Origin of the sequence: Noviherbaspirillum soli, assembly GCF_015352955.1 — a bacterium.
Lineage (GTDB): Bacteria > Pseudomonadota > Gammaproteobacteria > Burkholderiales > Burkholderiaceae_D > Noviherbaspirillum_A > Noviherbaspirillum_A soli.
On the sequence record NZ_JACYOX010000031.1, the window covers coordinates 19,462 to 40,002 of the forward strand.

Consider the following 20,541-nt stretch of genomic DNA (forward strand, 5'->3'; position numbering starts at 1 on the left):
GGGTGATCCCCTGGTGACTGGCATGTTAAGGAAAGAATCGCGCGGCAAGAGTAGCGCTAACGGCTGCTTTTCTCAAGGGCAAGCGTGTTCATGGAGCTTGTGCCACCGCAAGCCGCTTTCCAGTTCCGTGCGGCTGCCGCTATCATGGCCGGTGCCGGGCAAAAGATGAGGGCCTGCCCGCCAACCAAACTGAAAGGGTGGTTTCGCATGCAACGCTGGCAATTCTGGGTAGACAGGGGCGGCACCTTCACCGACATCGTCGCGAAGCGGCCGGATGGCAGCCTGACGACGCACAAGCTCCTCTCCGACAATCCGGAACAGTACCGGGATGCGGCGGTGGCCGGCATACGGCACCTGCTGGGGCTGGCCGCCGGCGACACCATTCCCTCCGACCTGGTGGAAGCCGTGAAGATGGGCACCACGGTGGCCACCAACGCACTGTTGGAGCGCAAGGGCGAACGCACCGTGCTGGCCATTACCCGGGGCTTCCGGGATGCGCTGCGCATCGCCTACCAGAACCGGCCGCGCCTGTTCGACCGCCATATCGTGCTGCCGGAACTGCTTTACAGCAGGGTCATCGAGATTGATGAGCGCATCGGCGCCCATGGCGAGACAGTGCTGGCGCTGGACGAGGCGGGTGCGGCGTCCGCATTGCGCGCAGCCTATGACGAAGGCTACCGGGCGCTGGCCATCGTCTTCATGCATGGCTACCGCTATACCGCGCATGAGGCCGCAGTCGAGCGGATGGCGCGCGAGATCGGCTATACCCAGGTGTCCGCCTCGCACCAGACCAGCCCGATGATGAAGCTGGTCTCGCGCGGCGACACCACCGTGGTCGATGCCTACCTGTCGCCCATCCTGCGGCGCTATGTCGACCAGGTGGCGCATGAGATGCCGGGCGTGCATCTGCAGTTCATGCAGTCCAGCGGCGGCCTGACCAATGCCCATGCCTTCCAGGGCAAGGACTCGATCCTGTCGGGGCCGGCAGGCGGCATCGTCGGCATGGCGCGCACCAGCGAACTGGCCGGCTTCGACAAGGTGATCGGCTTCGACATGGGCGGCACCTCGACCGACGTCTCCCATTACGCCGGCGAGTTCGAGCGGGTATTCGAGACGCAGGTCGCCGGCGTGCGCATGCGCGCGCCGATGATGAGCATCCACACGGTGGCCGCCGGCGGCGGCTCCATCCTGCATTTCGACGGCGTGCGCTACCGGGTCGGGCCCGACAGCGCCGGCGCCAATCCCGGCCCGGCAAGCTACCGCCGCGGCGGGCCGCTGACGGTGACCGACTGCAACGTCCTGCTGGGCAAGATCCAGCCTGCGCATTTTCCGACCGTGTTCGGCCCCAGCGGCGACCAGCCGCTGGACCTGGAAGCGGCGCGCACCGGCTTTGCCCGCATGGCGGCCGAGATCGGCCAGGCCACCGGCAGGACGCCCTTGCCCGAGCAGGTCGCCGAGGGCTGCATTGCGATTGCGGTGGCCAACATGGCCAATGCGATCAAGCAGATCTCGGTGCAGCGCGGCCATGATGTAACGGAATATGTGCTCGCCACTTTCGGCGGCGCCGGCGGCCAGCATGCCTGCCTGGTGGCCGACGCGCTCGGCATGACGCGGGTGTTCTGCCACCCCTTGGGCGGCGTGCTGTCGGCCTATGGCATGGGTCTGGCCGATCAGACCGCAATGCGCGAGGCCGCGGTCGAGACCAGGCTTTCCGACGACGCGATGGCTGCGGTGGAAGAGCAGCTGGCGCAGCTGGCTGACGCGGCAAGGCAGGAGCTGACGGCGCAGGGCGTGCCGTTACAGCGCATCATCGAACTGCGCCGGGTCCATCTGCGCTATGAAGGCACCGATTCGGCGCTGGTGGTGCCGTTCGGCACGCTGGCAGAGATGCAGTCCGGCTTCGAAGCAGCCTATCGCAAGCGCTTCTCCTTCCTGATGCAGGGCAAGGCCCTGATCGTCGAGGCGGTGTCGGTAGAGGCGGTCGGGCCATCGGACGCGCCGCGCGAGCGGCCGGCATCGCGGCCGGTGCGCCAGGGGCCGCTGCATGCGGCGCACGCGCTGAGCTTCTACTCCGGCGGCGCCTGGCATGAGGCCGGCATGTTCCGGCGCGACGACACCCGTCCCGGCGACCTGATCCGCGGTCCGGCCATCATTGCCGAAGCCAATGCCACCACGGTGGTGGAGCCGGGCTGGCAGGCTGAAGTCACCGTGCTGGACCATCTGGTGCTGACCCGCATCGAGGCGCGTCCGGAGCGGCGCGCGCTGGGCACCAGCGCCGACCCGGTGATGCTGGAGATCTTCAACAACCTGTTCATGTCGATCGCGGAGCAGATGGGGCTGCGGCTGCAGAACACCGCCTACTCGGTCAACATCAAGGAAAGGCTGGACTTTTCCTGCGCCATCTTCGACGCCGGCGGCCACCTGATCGCCAATGCGCCGCACATGCCGGTACACCTGGGCTCGATGGGCGAGAGCATCAAGACGGTGATGCAGGAGAACCGCGGCGCGATGCGGCCGGGCGACGTGTTCATGCTCAACGATCCCTATCACGGCGGAACCCATCTGCCGGACGTGACCGTGATCACACCGGTATTCGACGAGGCCGGCAGGGACATCCTGTTCTACGTCGGTTCACGCGGCCACCATGCCGACATCGGCGGCACCACGCCGGGTTCGATGCCGCCGGATTCCACGGTGATCGAGGAAGAGGGCGTGCTGATCAATAACTTCAAGCTGGTGGAAGCCGGCCGCCTGCGCGAAGCCGAGACCCGCGCGCTGCTCTGCGGCGCCCGCCATCCGGCCCGCAATCCCGAACAGAACATGGGCGACCTGCGGGCCCAGATCGCCGCCAACCAGAAGGGCGTGGAAGAGCTGGGCAAGATGGTGGCCCACTTCGGGCTCGACGTGGTCCAGGCCTACATGGGCCATGTGCAGGACAATGCCGAGGAAGCGGTGCGGCGCGTGATCACGGCGCTGCATGACGGCGCCTACACCTATGCACTGGACAACGGCGCGGTGATCAAGGTCGCAATCAGGGCGGACCAGACTACGCGCAGCGCCGATATCGATTTCACCGGCACCTCGGCCCAGCTTGCCAACAACTTCAATGCGCCTTCGGCGGTCTGCATGGCGGCGGTGCTGTATGTGTTTCGCACTTTGGTCAATGACGACATACCGCTCAACGCCGGCTGCCTCAAGCCGCTGAACGTGATCATCCCGGAAGGCTCGATGCTCAACCCGCGCTACCCGGCGTCCGTCGTGTCGGGTAATGTGGAAACCTCGACCTGCATCACCAATGCGCTCTATGGCGCACTGGGCGTGATGGCCGCTTCCCAGGGCACGATGAACAACTTCACCTTCGGCAATGACCGCTATCAGTACTACGAAACCATCTCCGGCGGCTCCGGCGCGGGGGAGGGCTTCGATGGCACGGACGTGGTGCAGACCAACATGACCAACTCGCGCCTGACCGACCCGGAAATCCTGGAATTCCGTTTTCCGGTCAGGCTGGAAAGCTACGAGATCAACGCCGGCACCGGCGGCCACGGGAAATGGCATGGCGGCAACGGCGGCATCCGCAAGGTGCGCTTCCTCGAGCCGATGACGGCCTCTATCCTGTCCAACAACCGGCTGCATGCGCCGTTCGGCATGGCCGGCGGCGAGCCGGGCGCGAAGGGCCGCAACTGTGTGCTGCGTGCCGATGGCAGCAGGGAGGAACTGCGGCATGTGGACAAGACCGAGATGCAGGCGGGCGATGTGTTCGTGATCGAGACGCCGGGGGGCGGGGGCTATGGGAAATAGCTGTCCTGTGTTTTGGGGTTAAATGGGGGATTGGTTGGGGCGCGAAGGTGCGGCTATGGAAGTTGCAGTTGCAGTTGCTTTTGAAGTGGCCGTTGCCGTTGCCGTGAAATCCCGTTGAGCGCGCCGTGACGTCGACGCTTGAAGCGGGAAAAGGTGCGGCGTCTGTCTGAGCCAAGCGCAGCTTGGCGAGTTTAGCCGCGCCCCGCTTCAAGCGTCGACGTCACGGGGACCCCGCGTTAGCGGGGCGCGATCACCGGGTCGCCTTTTTTTGCCTACTTTTTTTGGCGACCGCAAAAAAAGTAGGTCGCCTGCCGGGGCGAACTCCCGGCTTGGTCATGATGCGAGGACATGCGTGTCGGGTTATCAGGTGTAAAGACGTCACTGCGAAGCAGCAGTTGCTTTTGAAGTTACGCAGTGAGATTGCCTTCACTGCTAAAGGCTTAAAGGCTATGACGCTGCCTGTCGTTGCCAGGTGACGCAACACGCATGCACTGCCGTGGAGACAAGCCGGGAGTCCGTCCCGGCGGCCGGGTCACTTTTTTTGCGTCGCCAAAAAAAGTAACCAAAAAAAGGCGACCCGGTGATCGCGCCCCGCTGACGCGGGGTTCCCGTGCCAACGGCACTCGGAGCGGGGCGCGGCTAAACTCGCTCCGCTGCGCTCCACTCAGACAGACGCCGCACCTTTTCCCGCTCCGGGCACCGCTGACACGGCGCGCTCAACGGGATTTCACTGCAACGGCCACTTCAAAAGCAACGGCAACGGCAACGGCAACGGCAACGGCAACGGCAACCGCCATCGCCATCGCCATCGCCATCGCCATCGCCATCCTCACCCGCGTATGAACATCCTCATCATGGACATTGCACCAGCCTTCAAGGCCGGCAAAACCTGCATCCCTGCATTCCCCGCTGCAGCACGAGCCGCTGCCCGCCCCGAACGCCTTTCTATTTCACACGCATAAGGTCAATAGAAACCGTCCCGGTGCCTCGATCCTGCTGGATCGAAGTCCTGCAACCGCATCAGGCAGCCTCGGGCGACGCCTTGGCTTCCTGTGCCTCGCGCCCGGCATCCGGCGCCGCCAGCCCCTTGATCACCGCGTCCCGCTTTTCCAGCAGGTGCTGGCGCAGCAGCTGGCCCAGCCGCGCGCCATCGCGGGCTTCCAGGGCCTTGATCATTTCCTCGTGTTCCTGGATCGCGTTGTCCCATTTTCCTGGCTGGAAATTGGACTTGAAGCGCAGCGCCAGCAGGCGACGATTCATCGACAGGTACATCTGGCGAAGCACGGAATTGCGGGCGGCTTCATTGATCTTGTTGTGTATGGTCTGGTTGCGGCTGTAATAGCCGGGCAGGTCGTTCTGGGCGCGGCAGGCCAGCATCGCGTAATGCAGCGCCTTGATCTCGGCAATTTCCACCGGGGTGATGCGCGCAGCAGCCAGTTCGCCTGACATCGCTTCCAGGCCGCTCATCACCTCGAAGGTTTCCCAGATCTCGTTCTCCGACATGCGCGAGACGAAGGCGCCACGGTTCGGGAAGGTGTCGATCAGGCCCTCGGCCGCCAGCACCTTCATCGCCTCGCGCAGCGGAGTGCGGGAAATGCCCAGGGTTTCGCAGAGTTCGCGTTCGTTGAGCTTCATGCCGGGAGCCAGCGCGCCCTCGATGATCAGGTTGCGCAGGTGGTTGACTACCGTGTCGTGCAGCCGCTGGCGTTCCACCTTGGTGACAAGGACACGGCCCGTTTCCATCCCACTGTTATCTGTATTTTGCATACTAAACCTCCGATTGGCGGTATTTTAACCGAAGTACCTGCAAGTCAACTGCGGGCCCCGGTTTCCTTTGCCTGCCAAGTGGAAACAACAAGCACAGAAAATGGCTTGAGCCATCCGGCCGGTCCATGCAGCACGACGCGCACAAATTAGTTTACGTCAGCCACTCTCGCTGTTAAAGTATTTTGTATTCAAAATCCAAAAGAAGAGACAAAGGACTCCGATGCTGACCCTCGACTTCCATCCCGCCGGCCGCCACTTCCTGCAGATCCCCGGCCCGAGCCCGGTGCCCGACCGCATTCTGCGTGCGATGAGCTATCCCACCATCGACCACCGCGGTCCGGAATTTGGCGCGCTCGGTCTGAAGGTACTGGAAGGCATCAAGAAGATATTCAAGACCGAGCAGCCGGTCATCATCTATCCGGCTTCCGGCACCGGCGCATGGGAGGCGGCGCTGTCGAATGTGCTGAGCCCCGGCGACCATGTGCTGATGTACGAGACCGGCCACTTCGCCACGCTCTGGAAGAAGATGGCCGAGGCGCTCGGCCTGAAGCCCGAGTTCCTCGGCCTGCCGGGCATCGAGGGCTGGCGCCGCGGCGTGCAGGCCGACCAGATCGAGGCGCGTTTGAAAGCCGATCCGGATCATCGGATCAAGGCAGTCTGCGTGGTGCATAACGAAACCTCGACCGGCGTCACGTCCGACATCGCCGCGGTGCGCCGCGCCATCGATGCCGCCGGCCATCCGGCGCTGCTGCTGGTCGACACGATTTCCGGCCTGGCCGCGGCGGATTACCGGCATGATGAATGGGGCGTCGACGTCACGGTGTCAGGCTCGCAGAAGGGCCTGATGCTCCCGCCCGGCATCAGCTTCAACGCGGTGTCGAAGAAGGCCATCGCGGCCAGCAGGAACGCCAGGCTGCCGCGCGCCTTCTGGGACTGGACCGACATCATCGAGATGAACAAGACCGGCTACTGGCCCTATACCCCCAACACCAATCTGCTGTACGGCCTGCATGAAGCGCTGGAAATGATCCTCGGCGAAGGCCTGGACAATGTGTTTGCCCGCCACCAGCGCCTGGCCGCCGCCGCCCGCGCCGCGGTGCGCGCATGGGGCCTGGAGATCCAGTGCGCCGACCCGAATGTGTATTCGCCTATCCTGACCGGCGTGGTGATGCCGGAAGGCGTCGATGCCGACCAGGTGCGCCGCATCATCTACGACAACTTCGACATGTCGCTCGGCACCGGCCTGGGCAAGCTGAAGGGCCGCATGTTCCGCATCGGCCACCTCGGCGAAGCCAATGACCTGACGCTGATGGCAACGCTGTCGGGCTGCGAGATGGGCCTGAGGCTGGCCGGCGTGCAGCTGGCCGGCAGCGGCGTGAATGCGGCGATGGAACAGCTGATGAGCGGCAAGGACCAGGCGCGCAGGCAGGCGGCCTGATAGGCAGCCTGAACCGCCGCCGCAATGCATAGACCAGGAAACGCAGACATGCATACCAAGCCACTCCATTTCATGCCGCCCGGCGCCGCTGCTGCGGCCAGCCCGCTGGAAAGGCAGTTGCGGCAGGAACTGCGCGGCGACGTGCTGTTCGGCCGCGCCGACCGCGGCCGCTATGCCACCGATGCCTCGATCTACCAGATCATGCCGCTGGGCGTGGCGGTGCCGCGCGACCAGCAGGACCTGCTGCGCTGCCTGGACGTGGCGCGGCATCACGGGGCGGCGGTGCTGGCCCGCGGCGCGGGCACCAGCCAGTGCGGCCAGACCGTGGGCGAGGCGCTGGTGATCGACAACAGCAAGTGGCTCAACCAGGTGGTCGCGTTCGACCGCGAGGCGCGCACCGTGACCGTGGAGCCGGGCATGGTGCTGGACCACCTGAATGCATGGCTCAAGCCGCATGGACTGTGGTTCCCGGTGGACGTGTCGACCGCCGCGCAATGCACCATCGGCGGCATGGCCGGCAACAATTCCTGCGGCTCGCGGTCGATCGAATACGGCAACATGGTGCATAACGTGCTGGCGGTGGATGCGGTGCTGGCCGATGGCAGCCAGGGCTGGTTCGGTCCGCAGGCCGGCATGGCCCGCGATGGCCGCATCGGCGCCATCATGGCCGGCATCGAGCAGATCGCGCGCCGCGAGCGCGATGAAATCATCGAGCGTGTGCCCAAGGTGCTGCGCCGGGTGGCGGGCTACAACATCGATCTGTTCGACTGCCAGAATCCGCGCGCCTACACCGACGACGGCAGCGCCAACCTGGCCCATATCCTGGTGGGCTCGGAAGGCACGCTGGCCTACAGCCGGCAAATCACGCTGAAGCTGGCGCCGCTGCCCGCGCACAAGGTGCTGGGCGTGGTCAACTTCCCGACCTTCTACCAGGCCATGGACATGACCCGGCACATCGTGAAGCTGGGTCCGACCGCGGTCGAGCTGGTGGACCGCACCATGATCGACCTGTCGCTGACCAATCCCGCATTCGAGCCGGTGATAAGGCGCGCACTGGTGGGCCAGCCGCAGGCCATCCTGCTGGTGGAATTCGCCGGCGACGACCTGGCCGCGCTGGCTGTGAAGCTGGCGCAGCTCGACGAACTGATGGGCGACCTGAAGCTGCCGGGCTCGGTGGTGCAGATGCCGGACGCGAACCAGCAGAAGGCGCTGTGGGAAGTGCGCAAGGCCGGCCTGAACATCATGATGAGCATGAAGGGCGACGGCAAGCCGGTGTCCTTCATCGAGGACTGCGCGGTGCCGCTGGAGCACCTGGCCGAGTACACCAGCCAGCTCACCGAGGTGTTCCACAGCTATGGCACCGAGGGCACCTGGTATGCCCATGCCAGCGTCGGCACCCTGCATGTGCGGCCCATCCTCGACATGCGGCGCAACGGCGCGAAGGACATGCGCGAGATCGCCGAAAAAGCGTCGGCGCTGGTGCGCAGGTACAAGGGCGCCTATTCCGGCGAGCATGGCGACGGCCTGTGCCGCGGGGAATGGGTGGCATGGCAGTACGGCCCGCGCATCAACCAGGCCTTTTCCGAGATCAAGGCGCTGTTCGACCCAGACAACCGCTTCAACCCGGACAAGATCGTGCGGCCGCCGAAGATGGACGACGCCGTCAATTTCCGCTTTGCGCCGGGCTACCAGGAACAGGCGCTGGAAACCCGGCTGGACTGGTCGGCATGGAATGTCAGGCGCGACCCGCTGACCGGCGAGGAAAGCGCGCCCGGCACCGGTGGCGACCGCACCGGCGGCCTGGCCAAGCTGGTGGAGATGTGCAACAACAATGGCCACTGCCGCAAGTTCGACGCCGGCACCATGTGCCCGAGCTACCGCGTCACCCGCGATGAAAAGCACCTCACGCGCGGCCGCGCCAACACGCTGCGGCTGGCCATCTCCGGCCAGCTCGGCACTGAAGGCCTGGCCAGCCCGGAAGTCAAGGAGGTGATGGACCTGTGCGTGTCATGCAAGGGCTGCAAGCGCGACTGCCCGACCGGGGTCGACATGGCCAAGGTCAAGATCGAGGCGCGCGCCGCCTGGGCAGCGAAACACGGCACGACGCTGCGCGACAGGATGGTGGCAACCATGCCGCGCTATGCGCCGCTGGCCAGCCGCTTCGGCCGCCTGCTCGCCGCGGCCGATGGCGTTCCGGTGCTGTCAGGCTGGGTGAAAGGCAGGCTGGGCCTGGCCAGGCAACGGGCCTTCCCGCGCTTTAAAAAGTCCTTCCTGTCCGGCGCAATGTCACGCCCGGCGCAGGCCGGCGGCAGGGAAGTGCTGCTGTTCGTCGATACCTTCAACAACTACATGGAGCCGGAAAACGCGGCCGCCGCGCGCGACGTGCTGGAAGCGGCCGGCTACGCGGTGCACTTCAATGCCCGCGCCGGCGAACGGCCGCTGTGCTGCGGCCGCACCTACCTGGCGGCCGGCATGGTCGATGAGGCCAGGGCGGAGGCGCGCCGCAGCCTGGATGTGCTGCTGCCTTATGTCGAACGTGGCGTGGCCGTAGTGGGCCTGGAGCCGTCCTGCCTGCTGTCGCTGCGCGATGAATTCCTGAACTATGGCTATGGCGAGGAAGCGGAAAAGCTGGCTGCGGCCTCCTTCCTGTTCGAGGAATTCCTGGTGCGCGAGAAGGCGGCCGGCCGGCTTGCGCTAAACCTGAAGCCATTGGCCACCGGCAGCGCGCTGGTGCATGGCCACTGCCACCAGAAGGCATTCGACGCGGTGCGGCCGGTGCAGAGCGTGCTGGGCTGGATACCGCAACTGCAGGTGTCCATGATCGAGTCGTCCTGCTGCGGCATGGCCGGCAGCTTCGGTTACGAGGCCGAGCACTACGAGGCCTCGCAGGCCATGGGCGAGCTGGCGCTGTTCCCGGCGGTGCGCAAGGCCGGCGCGGATACGCTGCTGGTAGCCGATGGCACCAGCTGCCGGCACCAGATCGAGGACGGCACCAGCAGAAAGGCGGTCCATGTCGCCCGGGTGCTGGCCTCGGCCCTCGATGCGCGCCGTTCGTAACCGCGAGTTAATGCGGTAACTGAAAGTCTCCCTGTCGCGGCGTGTCGTTGCGGCGGCAGGGCGGTTGACCCTTCACGGCATTCGCCTTTTCAAACTGTCCAGGCTGCATTTCGCTTACCATGCGGGATGTTTTCCGGTAACGACGATCCAGCACGAGGGCGCACACGGCGCTGCCTGGCACACCATCTCCAGCAGCCTGCCGACAACAAGCCCGACCCTTCGCTCCAGCCGGCACTGGGGGGCCGGGCTGCGCGCGCGGCAATGTGGCTGCTGCTGGTGCTGATCGCAGTGCTTGCCGGCCCGGCGCGCATTGCGATCGCACGCGATGTCAGGCTGGGCGTGTATGACAATCCGCCCAAGATCTTCATGCAGCCGGAGAACAGGCCCGGCGGAATATTCATTGACCTGGTGCGGCAAATCGCGGCCGAGAAAGGCTGGCAGCTGCAATTCGTCCCATGCCAGTGGCAGCAGTGCCTCGCTGCGCTGGAAAGCGGCGAACTCGACCTGCTGCCGGATGTCGCCTATTCCAGCGAAAGGGCAGAGATGCTGGATTTCCATGCGACCCCGGCGCTGTTCAGCTGGTCGCTGATTTACCGCCGCCGCGACGTGACGATCAACTCGCTGTTCGACTTGAACGGCAAGCGCGTTGCCCTGCTGCGCGGCAGCGTGCAGCAGGCGTATTTCAACGAACTGCTGCGGCATTCCAGCATTCAGGTGACCTTCGTGCCTGCCGAGAACCTGGCCCAGGTCTTCCGCATGGCCGGCAGCGGTGAAGCGGATGCTGCCATCGCCAACAAGTATTTCGGCGACTTCGCCGCGCACGACAGCGGCCTGCGCGACACGCCCATCGTGTTCCAGCCGGTGCGGCTGTTCTATGCGACGGGCAAGGGCCGCAACGCTGATCTTCTGGACGCGATCAACAGCCGCCTAATCGAATGGCAGGCCGATCCGCAGTCCTTCTACTTCGACACGCTGCGCTACTGGCAGCAGGGCGGCGAGGCGCGCATCCCGCCCGCGCTCTGGTGGGCCATGGGCGGCGCGATGCTGCTGCTGCTTTGCGCATTTGGCGCAGCCGCCTATCTGCGCCGCGAGGTGGCGGCACGCACGCTGGCGCTGCGCAGGAGCGAGCAGTCGCTGCGCATCGCCGCGGCTGTATTCCAGTCGCAGGAAGCCATGTTCGTCATTGGCCCGGACCGCAAGGTCATCGAGGTCAACCAGGCCTACACCGACATGACCGGCTATGTTCCGGACACCCTGCCGGAGCGCACGATTCCGTCCTTCACGCTGGAAGACAGCGTGCTGGATCAGCGCGCCGCGATGTGGGAGACGGTTCAACGAAGCGGCCGCTGGCAATCCGAGATCTGGTCCAGAAAGCAGGGAGGCGAACATTTCGCGGCCTGGCTGACGGTGACAGCGGTGCCGGCGCCCGACGGCGCCATCAGCCATTATGTCGGCACCCAGACCGACATCACCGAGCGCAAGCTGGTGCAGGACCAGGCAATGCGGCTGGCCTTCTACGATCCGCTCACCGGGCTGCCCAACCGCCGCCTGCTGCTGGACCGGATCCAGCATGCGCTGGCGATGAATGCGCGCCATGGCCGCGTCGGCGCGCTGCTGTTCATCGACCTGGACAACTTCAAGGATCTCAACGACACGCTCGGGCATGAGGTCGGCGACCAATTCCTGCAGCAGATTGCCCAGCGTCTCTCCCATAGCAGCCGGGAAGCCGACACCATCGCCCGCCTCGGGGGGGACGAATTCGTGATCCTGATGGAAGACATGGGCGCGAGCGAGGAGGCGGCAACGCAGCAGAGCCATGTGGCCGCGCGCAAGGTGCTCGCCGCGGTGACCCAGTCCTATGCCTTGTCCGGCGGCAGCCACCATACCACCTGCAGCATCGGCATCGCGCTGTTTTCCGGCGCCGGCCTGTCTGCGCAGGACCTGCTGCGACGCGGCGATCTCGCGATGTACCAGGCCAAGAAGGCAGGCCGCAATACCCTGTGCTTCTTCCAGCCGGAAATGGAACGCGCGCTGACCCTGCGCACCTCGCTGGAACTGGACCTGCGGGAAGCGGTCGCTGGCAACCAGCTGATGCTGCATTACCAGCCGCAATTCGACGGCGAGAACCGCATGACAGGAGCGGAGGCCCTGCTGCGCTGGCATCATCCGGGGCGCGGCGCAGTGCCGCCCGGCCTCTTCATCCCGGTGGCCGAATCGTCCGGCCTGATCCTGCAGATCGGCGCATGGGTGCTGCGCCAGGCATGCCTGCAACTGGCCGAGTGGAGCGGCGACCCTGTGCTTTCGCAACTGCAGATATCGGTCAATGTCAGCGCCCGCCAGTTCCGCGATGCCACGTTTCCCCGGCAGGTAACCGATCTGCTCGGGCAGACCGGCGTCCGGCCGTCCAGGCTCAAGATCGAGTTGACCGAGACCATGATGATCGAGGACATCGAGGACACCATCGCCAAGATGCGCCTGCTGCGCGACCTTGGCGTGTGCTTTGCGCTGGATGACTTCGGCACCGGCTACTCGTCGCTGTCCTACCTGAAGCGGCTGCCGCTTGACCAGCTCAAGATCGATCAATCCTTCGTCGCCGACATCCTGACCGATCCGAACGACGCCGTGATCGCCAGAAGCGTCGTCGCCCTGGGCACCGCGCTGGGACTGGGCGTCATCGCGGAAGGCGTCGAGACTGCCGAACAGCGCGACTTCCTGGCGAGCATCGGCTGCCACCACTACCAGGGTTACCTGTATGCCCGGCCCGGGCCGGCATCCATGGTGGGCGAACTGGTCCGCGCCGATCGTACGGTCGTTGCCATAAAGAATGCCTGAATGTTGCCGTTACAGGAAGGATCGCCGCTGTCCGGGGACAGCGCCTTTTCCTCACGCATCAGACTTACTACAACAGAGACATGGCCATTCACGATTTATCCGTCGCCAGGCGCCTGGCGCTGGTCGCCGGCACCGGCATCGCAGCAAGCATGATCATCGGCGTCTTCGCCATCAGGCAACTGGCCAGCATCAATGCCGCCGAAGTCCAGCTCGCGCAAGGCACGCTGCCGGGGATGCAGATCATCAACGAACTCAATGACGGCCTGAACAACCTGCGCGAGCGCGAGCTGAGCTATGTGATCGCCCAGACGCCGGAACAGCTTGCCGAAGAAGAGAAATCGGCCGTCAAATTGCGCGCCCAGGTCGAGCGCAGCATCGCGGCCTACGCGGCGCGCGCTAAGGGGGCTGAGGAAGGCAAGGCGCTCGATGGCCTGCTGCAGCAGATCAGGCGCTACCAGGCCGACCATGACAAGACGCTCAACGCCACCAAGGGCAATCTGGGCGGACGCGATATCGACCTCGCCAGGCAGGTGCGCGTGGTGTCGGGCAAATCCTTCGATGCCGTGGCGGCGCAGAGCAGTGCGCTGCTGCGCTTGAACAGCGAGGCCGTGGCGGCCAGCCACAAGGAAGCAGAGCGCGTCTATGGGCAGGCGCGCAACTGGATCATGCTGCTGATCGCGGCGGCGCTGGCCACGGCCGGCGGCCTGACGGTGTGGATCGCGCGCGGCCTGCTGCGGCAGTTGGGCGGCGAGCCGGCGCAGGCGGCCGCGGTGGCGGCCAGCATCGCCCGCGGCGACCTGAGCGCGAGCGTCGCGGTGAAGACCGGCGACCGTTCCAGCCTGATGTACTCGATCGGCGAAATGCGCGACAGCCTGGTGCGCATCGTTGCCGAGGTGCGCGGCGGCACCGATGCCATCGCCGCCGAATCCGGCCAGATCTCGGTGGCCAGCAGCGACCTGTCCGCCCGCACCGAGCAGCAGGCCGGCTCGCTGGAGGAAACCGCTTCATCGATGGAAGAGCTGACTTCCACCGTCAGGCAAAACGCCGACAATGCGCGCCAGGCCAGCCAGTTCGCGGTGACGGCATCGGACGTGGCCGCCAGGGGCGGCGCGGTGGTGGCCGACGTGGTCGACACCATGGGCGCGATCGACCGGTCGGCCCGCAGGATCGTCGACATCATCTCGGTCATCGATGGCATTGCCTTCCAGACCAACATCCTGGCGCTGAACGCGGCGGTGGAAGCGGCGCGCGCCGGCGAGCAGGGCCGCGGCTTCGCCGTGGTGGCGACCGAGGTGCGCGGCCTGGCGCAGAAGAGCGCCGCCGCCGCCAGGGAGATCAAGGAACTGATCGGCGATTCGGTGGAAAAGGTCGACGCCGGCAGCAAGCTGGTGGCGCAGGCCGGCAGCACGATGCAGGAAGTGGTCGGCAGCGTCAGGAGGGTGACCGACATCATGGCCGAGATCAGCGCCGCCAGCAGCGAGCAGAGCGCCGGCATCGAGCAGGTCAACCACGCGATCAGCCAGATGGACCAGGTCACGCAGCAGAACGCAGCCCTGGTGGAGGAGACCGCCGCGGCGGCCGAGTCGCTGAAGATGCAGTCGGCCCGGCTGGCCGAGACGGTCAGCGTGTTCCGGTTGGACGGCAATGCAGCTGCGGTCGCGTTACCGGCGACTGCGGCGCCGCTGCGGCTGCAGTAATGGAGGCGCGCCTGGCATGGGCTGCCGTGCAATAACGTGCGGGAATATTGCGGCAAGGCCGATGAATGAAGTCGACCGGCAACGCCATTCCGGTTTGTGACCCACGGCGCAATGCCCTTCGGGTATTGCGCCCTACGCAGGCTACGCAAGCGGCAGTTGCAGCAGCATCCAACGTTGAGCATGCCGGCACTGCCGCGCCTGCGTGCCCCGATCGCCGTGGCTTCTCCGCCGCCAGTCAACCCACCGGCTGGCCGGCGTGGTATGTTCGCAGCACCTTGTCAATAAAGAACGATCCATGGCGCCCGAAAACATGCTCTGGCTGATTTCATCCATCTTCCTGGCCGTGATCTCGTTCCTGCGGGCGATCCAGGGGCCGCAGCGAATAGGCGCCTTCGTGGTCGGCGCCGCCATGTCGGCCCAGGCGCTGGCCATCGTCACCGGGCACGACAGCCTGGCGATGTGGTTCGGCGCGCTTGGCGTCGGCGTCGTGCTGCTGCTGTTCGTCGGCGAGCTGCTGTGGAGGAAGCGCCACGGCAAGGACCTGGAGTGATCCGGGTCGCTTAGCCTGCTATGTGCTGTCCCGCTGCACCAGCTCGAAACCCACGTCCACGCTTGTCTGCGTCACCGTCCGTCCTTCGATGCGGTCCACCAGCATGCGCGCTGCCAGCTTGCCGATCTGGGTGCCATCGATGCGCATGGTCGACAGCGGCGGGTCGGTGTGGCGGGCGAAGTTCTGGTCGCCATAGCCCAGCACCTTCAACTGGCCGGGCACGGCCAGGCCCCTGGCGCGCGCCTCGATCAGCGCGCCCAGCGCCAGGCTGTCGGCGCCGCAGAACACCGCATCCGTCTCCGGATGTTCCCGCAGCAGCAGCGCCAGCGCCTCGCGGCCATTGCCGAGGTGGGTCGGGGAGGGCATGGGATAGACCGGCACCGGCCGGCCGCACAGCGCCTGCATGGCCTTGCAGAAGGCGGCGCTGCGCACCAGCGCGCGGGCGTCGCCGGGTGTGATCACCGCCGCATGCCGGGCGCCGCGCGCATGCAGGTGGCGCGCCGCTTCCTGTCCGACCGCGGCATGGGAAAAGCCAACCAGCATGTCGACCGGCGTGTCGGTCAGGTCCCAGGTCTCGACCACCGGCACGCCGGCGCCGCGCAGCCGCTCGCGCGATATCGGCGAATGCATCACGCCGGTCAGCACGATGCCGGCCGGACGGCGTCCGATCACGGCGTCGATCAGGGCATCCTCACGCGCCTTGTCATAGCCGCCCTGGCCGATCAGGAGCTGGTAGCCGGCATCGGCCAGCGCGGTGGTCATGGCCTCGGTGGTTTCCTGGAATACCGAGCCGGCCAGCGAAGGCACCAGCGCCATCACCAGCCGGCTGCGGTTCGACGCCAGCGAGCCGGCCACCAGGTTGGGCACGTAACCGGTCTGCCTCACCGCTTCCTGGATTTTCTGCAGGGTCTCGGGCGACACCCGCTCGGGCGTGTTCAGCGCACGGGAAATCGTGACCTTGGTCACGCCCACCATCTGCGCCAGTTCACGCAGCGTGATGCCGCCCGAGCCGCGGCGCGCCCGCTTTGCCGGCACGGACTCGGCTGCCTGCGCTCTACCAGTCGGATTGTTATTCAAGGGAAATTCCAGAATTATTTTGGCTCCGATTGTAGCAATGTAAAAAGTTTTGGATTACGATGCGATGCGTATGTTACCGGTAACATCAGCTTTGCCGAAAAAACCATAGCCAGCGCCCCGAGCGCAACAGGAGACCATCATGGATACACCCCGCATCGATATCAAACGCCGGCAGCTGCTGCTGGGCGCGGCTTCCGGCCTGGCCGGCGCCGCGCTCCCGCTCGGCCCGGCGCTGGCGCAGTCGGATTACCCGAACCGCCCGATCACCTTCCTGTGCCCGTGGCCGGCAGGCGGCACCGCCGACGTGACCATGCGCGCGCTGGCCAAGGTGCTGTCGGACCACCTGGGCCAGCCGGTGGTGTTTGAGAACCGCGCCGGCGCCTCGGGCATGATAGGCGCGCGGGCGCTGGCGGTGGCCAAGCCGGACGGCTACACCATCGGCCAGATCCCGATCTCGGTGACCCGCTTTGCGCAGCTCGGCACGGTGACCTTCGATCCGCTGAAGGACTTCACCTACCTGGCCCGCACTTCCGGCCAGACCTTCGGCATCGTGGTGCGCGCCGACTCGCCCTACAAGACCCTGGCCGAGCTGGTGGCCGCCGCCAAGGCCAACCCCGGCAAGCTGACCTTCGCCAGCGCCGGCGTGGCCGGCGCCACCCACGTGGGCATGGAGGAATTCCTGCTGGCCGCGGGTGTGAGGATGAACCACGTTCCCTACAAGGGCGGCGCGCCGGCCCTGACCGACCTGATGGGCGGCCAGGTCGATGCGCTGGCCGACTCCAGTTCCTGGGCGCCGTATGTGGAGCAGGGCAAGCTGCGCCTGCTGGCCACATGGGGCGAGCAGCGTCCGCCGCGATTCGACAAGGCGCCGACGCTGAAGGAAGCCGGCTACAACCTGGTGGTGGATGCGCCCAATGGCATCGGCGCGCCGGCCGGACTGGAGCCGCAGGTGGCCGAGAAGCTGCGCTCGGCGCTGAAGAAGGCGATCCTGAGCCCGGAATTCAAGCAGGCCTGCGACCGCATCGACGCGCCCGTGATGTACCAGGACGCCGAGGACTACCGCAAGTACGTGCTCTCGCAATATGTGAACGAGAAGCGCCTGATCGAGAAGCTCAACCTGAAGGAACAGATCAAGAACGGTTGAGCACCGCTGCGCGATCCGCACCCTTGACCGCATTCCATGAATGGCCAGATGAATACCGTCACCGACAACCACTACACCCGCAGCCTGATCCGGCTGCACGATACCGACAACGTGCTGATCGCCAAGGCCCAGCTGTCGCTGGGCCAGCAGATAGCCATCGACGGCGCCGCCGTGCGGCTGCGGGCGCAGGTGCCGGCCGGGCACAAGGTGGCTGCGCATGCGATCGCCAAGGGCGCCGCGATCCGCAAGTACGACACCATCATCGGCTTCGCCGCGCGCGACATCGAGGCCGGCGAGCATGTGCACTCGCACAACATCGAGCTGCGCGAATATGAGCGCGACCCCGGCTTCGGCCTGGATGTGCGGCCGGTCGACTATGTGCCGGAAAACCAGCGCGCCACCTTCATGGGCATCGTGCGGCCGGACGGGCAGGTCGGCACCCGCAACTTCATCGGCATCTTCTCGTCGGTGAACTGCTCGGCCACCGCGATCAAGAAGATCGCCGAATGGTTCACGCCGGAGCGCCTGGCCGACTATCCCAACGTGGACGGCGTGGTCGCCTTCGCCCAGACCAGCGGCTGCGGCATGTCATCGCCCAGCTACCATTTCGACGTGCTGCGCCGGACCATCGCCGGCTATGTGCGCCATCCCAACCTGGCCGGCGCGCTGATCGTGGGCCTGGGCTGCGAGCGCAACCAGGTGGCTGACCTGGTCGCGTCGCAGGGCCTGAAGGAAGACGGCCTGCTGCGCACGATGGTGATGCAGGAAGTCGGCGGCACCCGCCAGACCATCGAGGCCGGCATTGCGATGATCAGGGAGATGCTGCCGGCCGCCAATGCGGTGCAGCGCCAGAAGGTGCCGGCCAGCCACATCAAGGTCGGCCTGGAATGCGGCGGCTCGGACGGCTTTTCCGGCATCACCGCCAATCCGGCGCTGGGCGCGGCGATGGACATCCTGGTGCGCCATGGCGGCACCGCCATCCTGTCCGAGACGCCGGAAATCCATGGCGTGGAAAACATGCTGACCCGGCGCGCGGTATCGCCGGAAGTGGGCCAGAAGCTGCTGGACCGGCTGGAATGGTGGAAGGAATACACCCGCGGCCAGAACGCCCAGTTCAACGGCGTGGTAGGCCATGGCAATCAGCAGGGCGGCCTGGCCAACATCTTCGAGAAGTCGCTCGGCTCGGCCATGAAGGGCGGCACCACCCCGCTGCAGGGCGTCTATGAATATGCCGAGCCGATCGACCGCGCCGGCTTCGTGTTCATGGACTCGCCCGGCTACGACCCGGTGGCCGCCACCGGCCAGATCGCCAGCGGCGCCAACCTGATCTGCTTCACCACCGGCCGCGGCTCGATGTTCGGCTCCAAGCCCGCGCCGACCATCAAGCTGGCCAGCAATACCGCGATGTACGAGCGGCTGAAGGAAGACATGGACATCAACTGCGGCCTGGTGATCGATGGCGAGGCAACCATGCAGCAGATGGGCCAGATCATCTTCGACGAGATCCTGCGCGCTGCCTCCGGCGGGCCGACCAAGAGCGAGCTGCTGGGCCTGGGCGACCATGAATTCATCCCCTGGCATCTGGGCGTGGTCAGCTAATTGTTTGTGCCGGCATTGCCCCACGGTCGCCGATCGCTTAGGATCGACGCCGTCCCATTCCTTTTCCTTTTCGATACGCCATGACCCTGAACATTGACAACCCCGAGCTGCTGTGCAGCCAGAGCCTGATCAACGGCGAGTGGCGCCATGCCGCCGACGGCCGCCGCCTCGCGGTGACCAATCCCGCCAGCGGCGAGCTGATCGCCGAGGTGCCCGACTGCACGCCTGAAGACGCGCAAGCCGCGGTGGATGCGGCGCAGCATGCCTTTGCCGCGTTCCGCCATGTGGTCGCGAAGGACCGTGCCGCGCTGCTCCGGCGCTGGCATGGGCTGGTGATGGCCAACCAGGAAGACCTGGCGCGGCTGATGTCGCTGGAGCAGGGCAAGCCGCTGGCGGAAAGCCGCACCGAGGTGGCGTACGGCGCGTCCTATATCGAATGGTTCGCCGAGGAAGCCAAGCGCGTCGACGGCGACATCATTCCGCAGCAGAGCCAGAACCACAGGCTGCTGGTGATCAAACAGCCGGTCGGCGTGGTGGCTGCCATCACGCCCTGGAACTTCCCGATGGCCATGCTGGCGCGCAAGATCGCGCCGGCCATTGCCGCCGGTTGCGCCGTGGTCTGCAAGCCCGCCGAAGACACCCCGCTGACCGCGCTGGCAATGGCGCGCCTGCTGCAGCAGGCGGGCGCGCCCGCCGGCCTCGTCAATGTGCTGACCACCTCGCGCGAGCGCGCCGGTCCGCTGGCCGACGTCTGGCTGGCCGATGCCCGGGTGCGCAAGATTTCCTTCACCGGCTCCACCGCAGTCGGCAAGCATCTGGCGCGCGAGAGCGCCGGCACGCTGAAGCGGCTGTCGCTGGAACTGGGCGGCAATGCGCCCTTCATCGTGTTCGACGATGCCGATATCGATGCCGCGGTGGCCGGCCTGATGGTGGCCAAGTTCCGCAATGCCGGCCAGACCTGCATTTGCCCCAACCGCGTCTATGTGCAGCAGGGCGTGTATGAGCGTTTCATCGGCAAGCTGGCCGAGAAGGTCGGCAGCCTGAGCATAGGCCCGGCATCTGGCGGCAAGGCCGAGATCGGCCCGCTGATCAATGCCCGCGCGGTGGAAAAGGTGGAGCAGCATGTGAAGGATGCGCTGGCGCAGGGCGCGCGGCTGGTGGTGGGCGGCCAGCGCCATGCCTGTGCCGAAGCGCCCAACGGCCATTTCTTCACGCCCACGGTGCTCGCCGATGTCACCGCCGCGATGCGCATGTCGTGCGAGGAAACCTTCGGCCCGGTGGTGCCGGTCACGCCCTTCGCCACCGAGGCGGAAGTGGTGGACATGGCCAATGCCACGCCGTTCGGCCTGGCCGCCTATTTCTACTCGCGCGACATCGACCGCATCTGGGAAGTGGCCGAGGCGATCGAGGCCGGCATGGTGGCGGTCAACGACGGCGCATTGTCGACCGAGATCGCGCCGTTCGGCGGCGTCAAGGATTCCGGTTATGGCCGCGAAGGATCGCGCTATGGCCTGGACGAGTACATGAACATCAAGTACATCCGCCACGGCAGCCTGTCGCGCCGCCTGCCCGGCTGAAC

General features: G+C 66.0%; 11 protein-coding genes. 9 read left to right on the forward strand and 2 right to left on the reverse strand.

The annotated features are described in order from the left end of the window. The first annotated feature begins 207 nt into the window (after positions 1-207). Entirely contained in the window at positions 208-3,801 is a 3,594-nt protein-coding gene (locus IGW04_RS19070) for a hydantoinase B/oxoprolinase family protein (RefSeq protein WP_194714682.1), read from the forward strand. Positions 3,802-4,821: 1,020 nt separating this feature from the next. On the opposite strand, the gene IGW04_RS19075 is transcribed toward IGW04_RS19070, so the two are convergent. Next, on the reverse strand, positions 4,822-5,568 hold the full coding sequence (locus IGW04_RS19075; protein WP_194714683.1) for a GntR family transcriptional regulator: 747 nt from the start codon (positions 5,566-5,568) through the stop codon (positions 4,822-4,824). 220 nt (positions 5,569-5,788) lie between these two features. Between IGW04_RS19075 and IGW04_RS19080 the strand changes: the two genes are divergently transcribed. From IGW04_RS19080 to IGW04_RS19100, 5 genes are all read left to right on the forward strand, one after another. Further along, positions 5,789-7,006 (forward strand): pyridoxal-phosphate-dependent aminotransferase family protein, encoded by a 1,218-nt coding sequence (locus tag IGW04_RS19080; protein ID WP_194714684.1) that lies wholly within the window; start codon positions 5,789-5,791, stop codon positions 7,004-7,006. Positions 7,007-7,054: 48 nt separating this feature from the next. Next, positions 7,055-10,063 carry an FAD-binding and (Fe-S)-binding domain-containing protein gene (locus tag IGW04_RS19085; RefSeq protein ID WP_194714685.1) on the forward strand — a complete coding sequence of 1,003 codons (3,009 nt, stop codon included), beginning with the start codon at positions 7,055-7,057 and terminating at the stop codon, positions 10,061-10,063. A gap of 126 nt (positions 10,064-10,189) precedes the next feature. Next, the gene (locus IGW04_RS19090; protein WP_228527207.1) at positions 10,190-12,895 is read left to right on the forward strand and encodes an EAL domain-containing protein; all 2,706 of its coding nucleotides are present in this window, start codon (positions 10,190-10,192) and stop codon (positions 12,893-12,895) included. Positions 12,896-12,975: 80 nt separating this feature from the next. Continuing rightward, positions 12,976-14,592, forward strand: coding sequence for a methyl-accepting chemotaxis protein (locus IGW04_RS26165; RefSeq protein WP_194714686.1), 1,617 nt, complete (start codon positions 12,976-12,978; stop codon positions 14,590-14,592). A 295-nt stretch (positions 14,593-14,887) separates the two neighbouring features. After that, positions 14,888-15,142, forward strand: a complete 255-nt coding sequence (locus IGW04_RS19100) for a hypothetical protein (protein WP_194714687.1) — start codon at positions 14,888-14,890, stop codon at positions 15,140-15,142. A gap of 18 nt (positions 15,143-15,160) precedes the next feature. Here IGW04_RS19100 and IGW04_RS19105 read toward each other — a convergent pair whose 3' ends face one another. After that, positions 15,161-16,219: a LacI family DNA-binding transcriptional regulator gene (locus IGW04_RS19105; RefSeq protein ID WP_228527208.1), complete on the reverse strand. Its 1,059-nt coding sequence runs from the start codon at positions 16,217-16,219 to the stop codon at positions 15,161-15,163. 139 nt (positions 16,220-16,358) lie between these two features. Here IGW04_RS19105 and IGW04_RS19110 point away from each other — a divergent pair, with 139 nt between their 5' ends. From IGW04_RS19110 to IGW04_RS19120, 3 genes are all read left to right on the forward strand, one after another. Then, positions 16,359-17,363, forward strand: a complete 1,005-nt coding sequence (locus tag IGW04_RS19110; protein WP_194714688.1) for a tripartite tricarboxylate transporter substrate binding protein — start codon at positions 16,359-16,361, stop codon at positions 17,361-17,363. 48 nt (positions 17,364-17,411) lie between these two features. Further along, positions 17,412-18,962, forward strand: a complete 1,551-nt coding sequence (locus tag IGW04_RS19115; RefSeq protein ID WP_228527209.1) for a UxaA family hydrolase — start codon at positions 17,412-17,414, stop codon at positions 18,960-18,962. 80 nt (positions 18,963-19,042) lie between these two features. Beyond that, positions 19,043-20,539, forward strand: coding sequence for an NAD-dependent succinate-semialdehyde dehydrogenase (locus IGW04_RS19120; protein WP_194714690.1), 1,497 nt, complete (start codon positions 19,043-19,045; stop codon positions 20,537-20,539). Positions 20,540-20,541 lie beyond the last annotated feature (2 nt).

What these genes read in the sequence shown, in the direction of transcription:
- IGW04_RS26165 (WP_194714686.1), top strand. Translation starts at nt 12,976, where the DNA reads ATGGCCATTCACGATTTATCCGTCGCCAGGCGCCTGGCGCTGGTCGCC.
- IGW04_RS19075 (WP_194714683.1), bottom strand. Translation starts at nt 5,568, where the DNA reads ATGCAAAATACAGATAACAGTGGGATGGAAACGGGCCGTGTCCTTGTC.
- IGW04_RS19100 (WP_194714687.1), top strand. Translation starts at nt 14,888, where the DNA reads ATGGCGCCCGAAAACATGCTCTGGCTGATTTCATCCATCTTCCTGGCC.
- IGW04_RS19070 (WP_194714682.1), top strand. Translation starts at nt 208, where the DNA reads ATGCAACGCTGGCAATTCTGGGTAGACAGGGGCGGCACCTTCACCGAC.
- IGW04_RS19110 (WP_194714688.1), top strand. Translation starts at nt 16,359, where the DNA reads ATGGATACACCCCGCATCGATATCAAACGCCGGCAGCTGCTGCTGGGC.
- IGW04_RS19115 (WP_228527209.1), top strand. Translation starts at nt 17,412, where the DNA reads ATGAATACCGTCACCGACAACCACTACACCCGCAGCCTGATCCGGCTG.
- IGW04_RS19120 (WP_194714690.1), top strand. Translation starts at nt 19,043, where the DNA reads ATGACCCTGAACATTGACAACCCCGAGCTGCTGTGCAGCCAGAGCCTG.
- IGW04_RS19080 (WP_194714684.1), top strand. Translation starts at nt 5,789, where the DNA reads ATGCTGACCCTCGACTTCCATCCCGCCGGCCGCCACTTCCTGCAGATC.
- IGW04_RS19090 (WP_228527207.1), top strand. Translation starts at nt 10,190, where the DNA reads ATGTTTTCCGGTAACGACGATCCAGCACGAGGGCGCACACGGCGCTGC.
- IGW04_RS19085 (WP_194714685.1), top strand. Translation starts at nt 7,055, where the DNA reads ATGCATACCAAGCCACTCCATTTCATGCCGCCCGGCGCCGCTGCTGCG.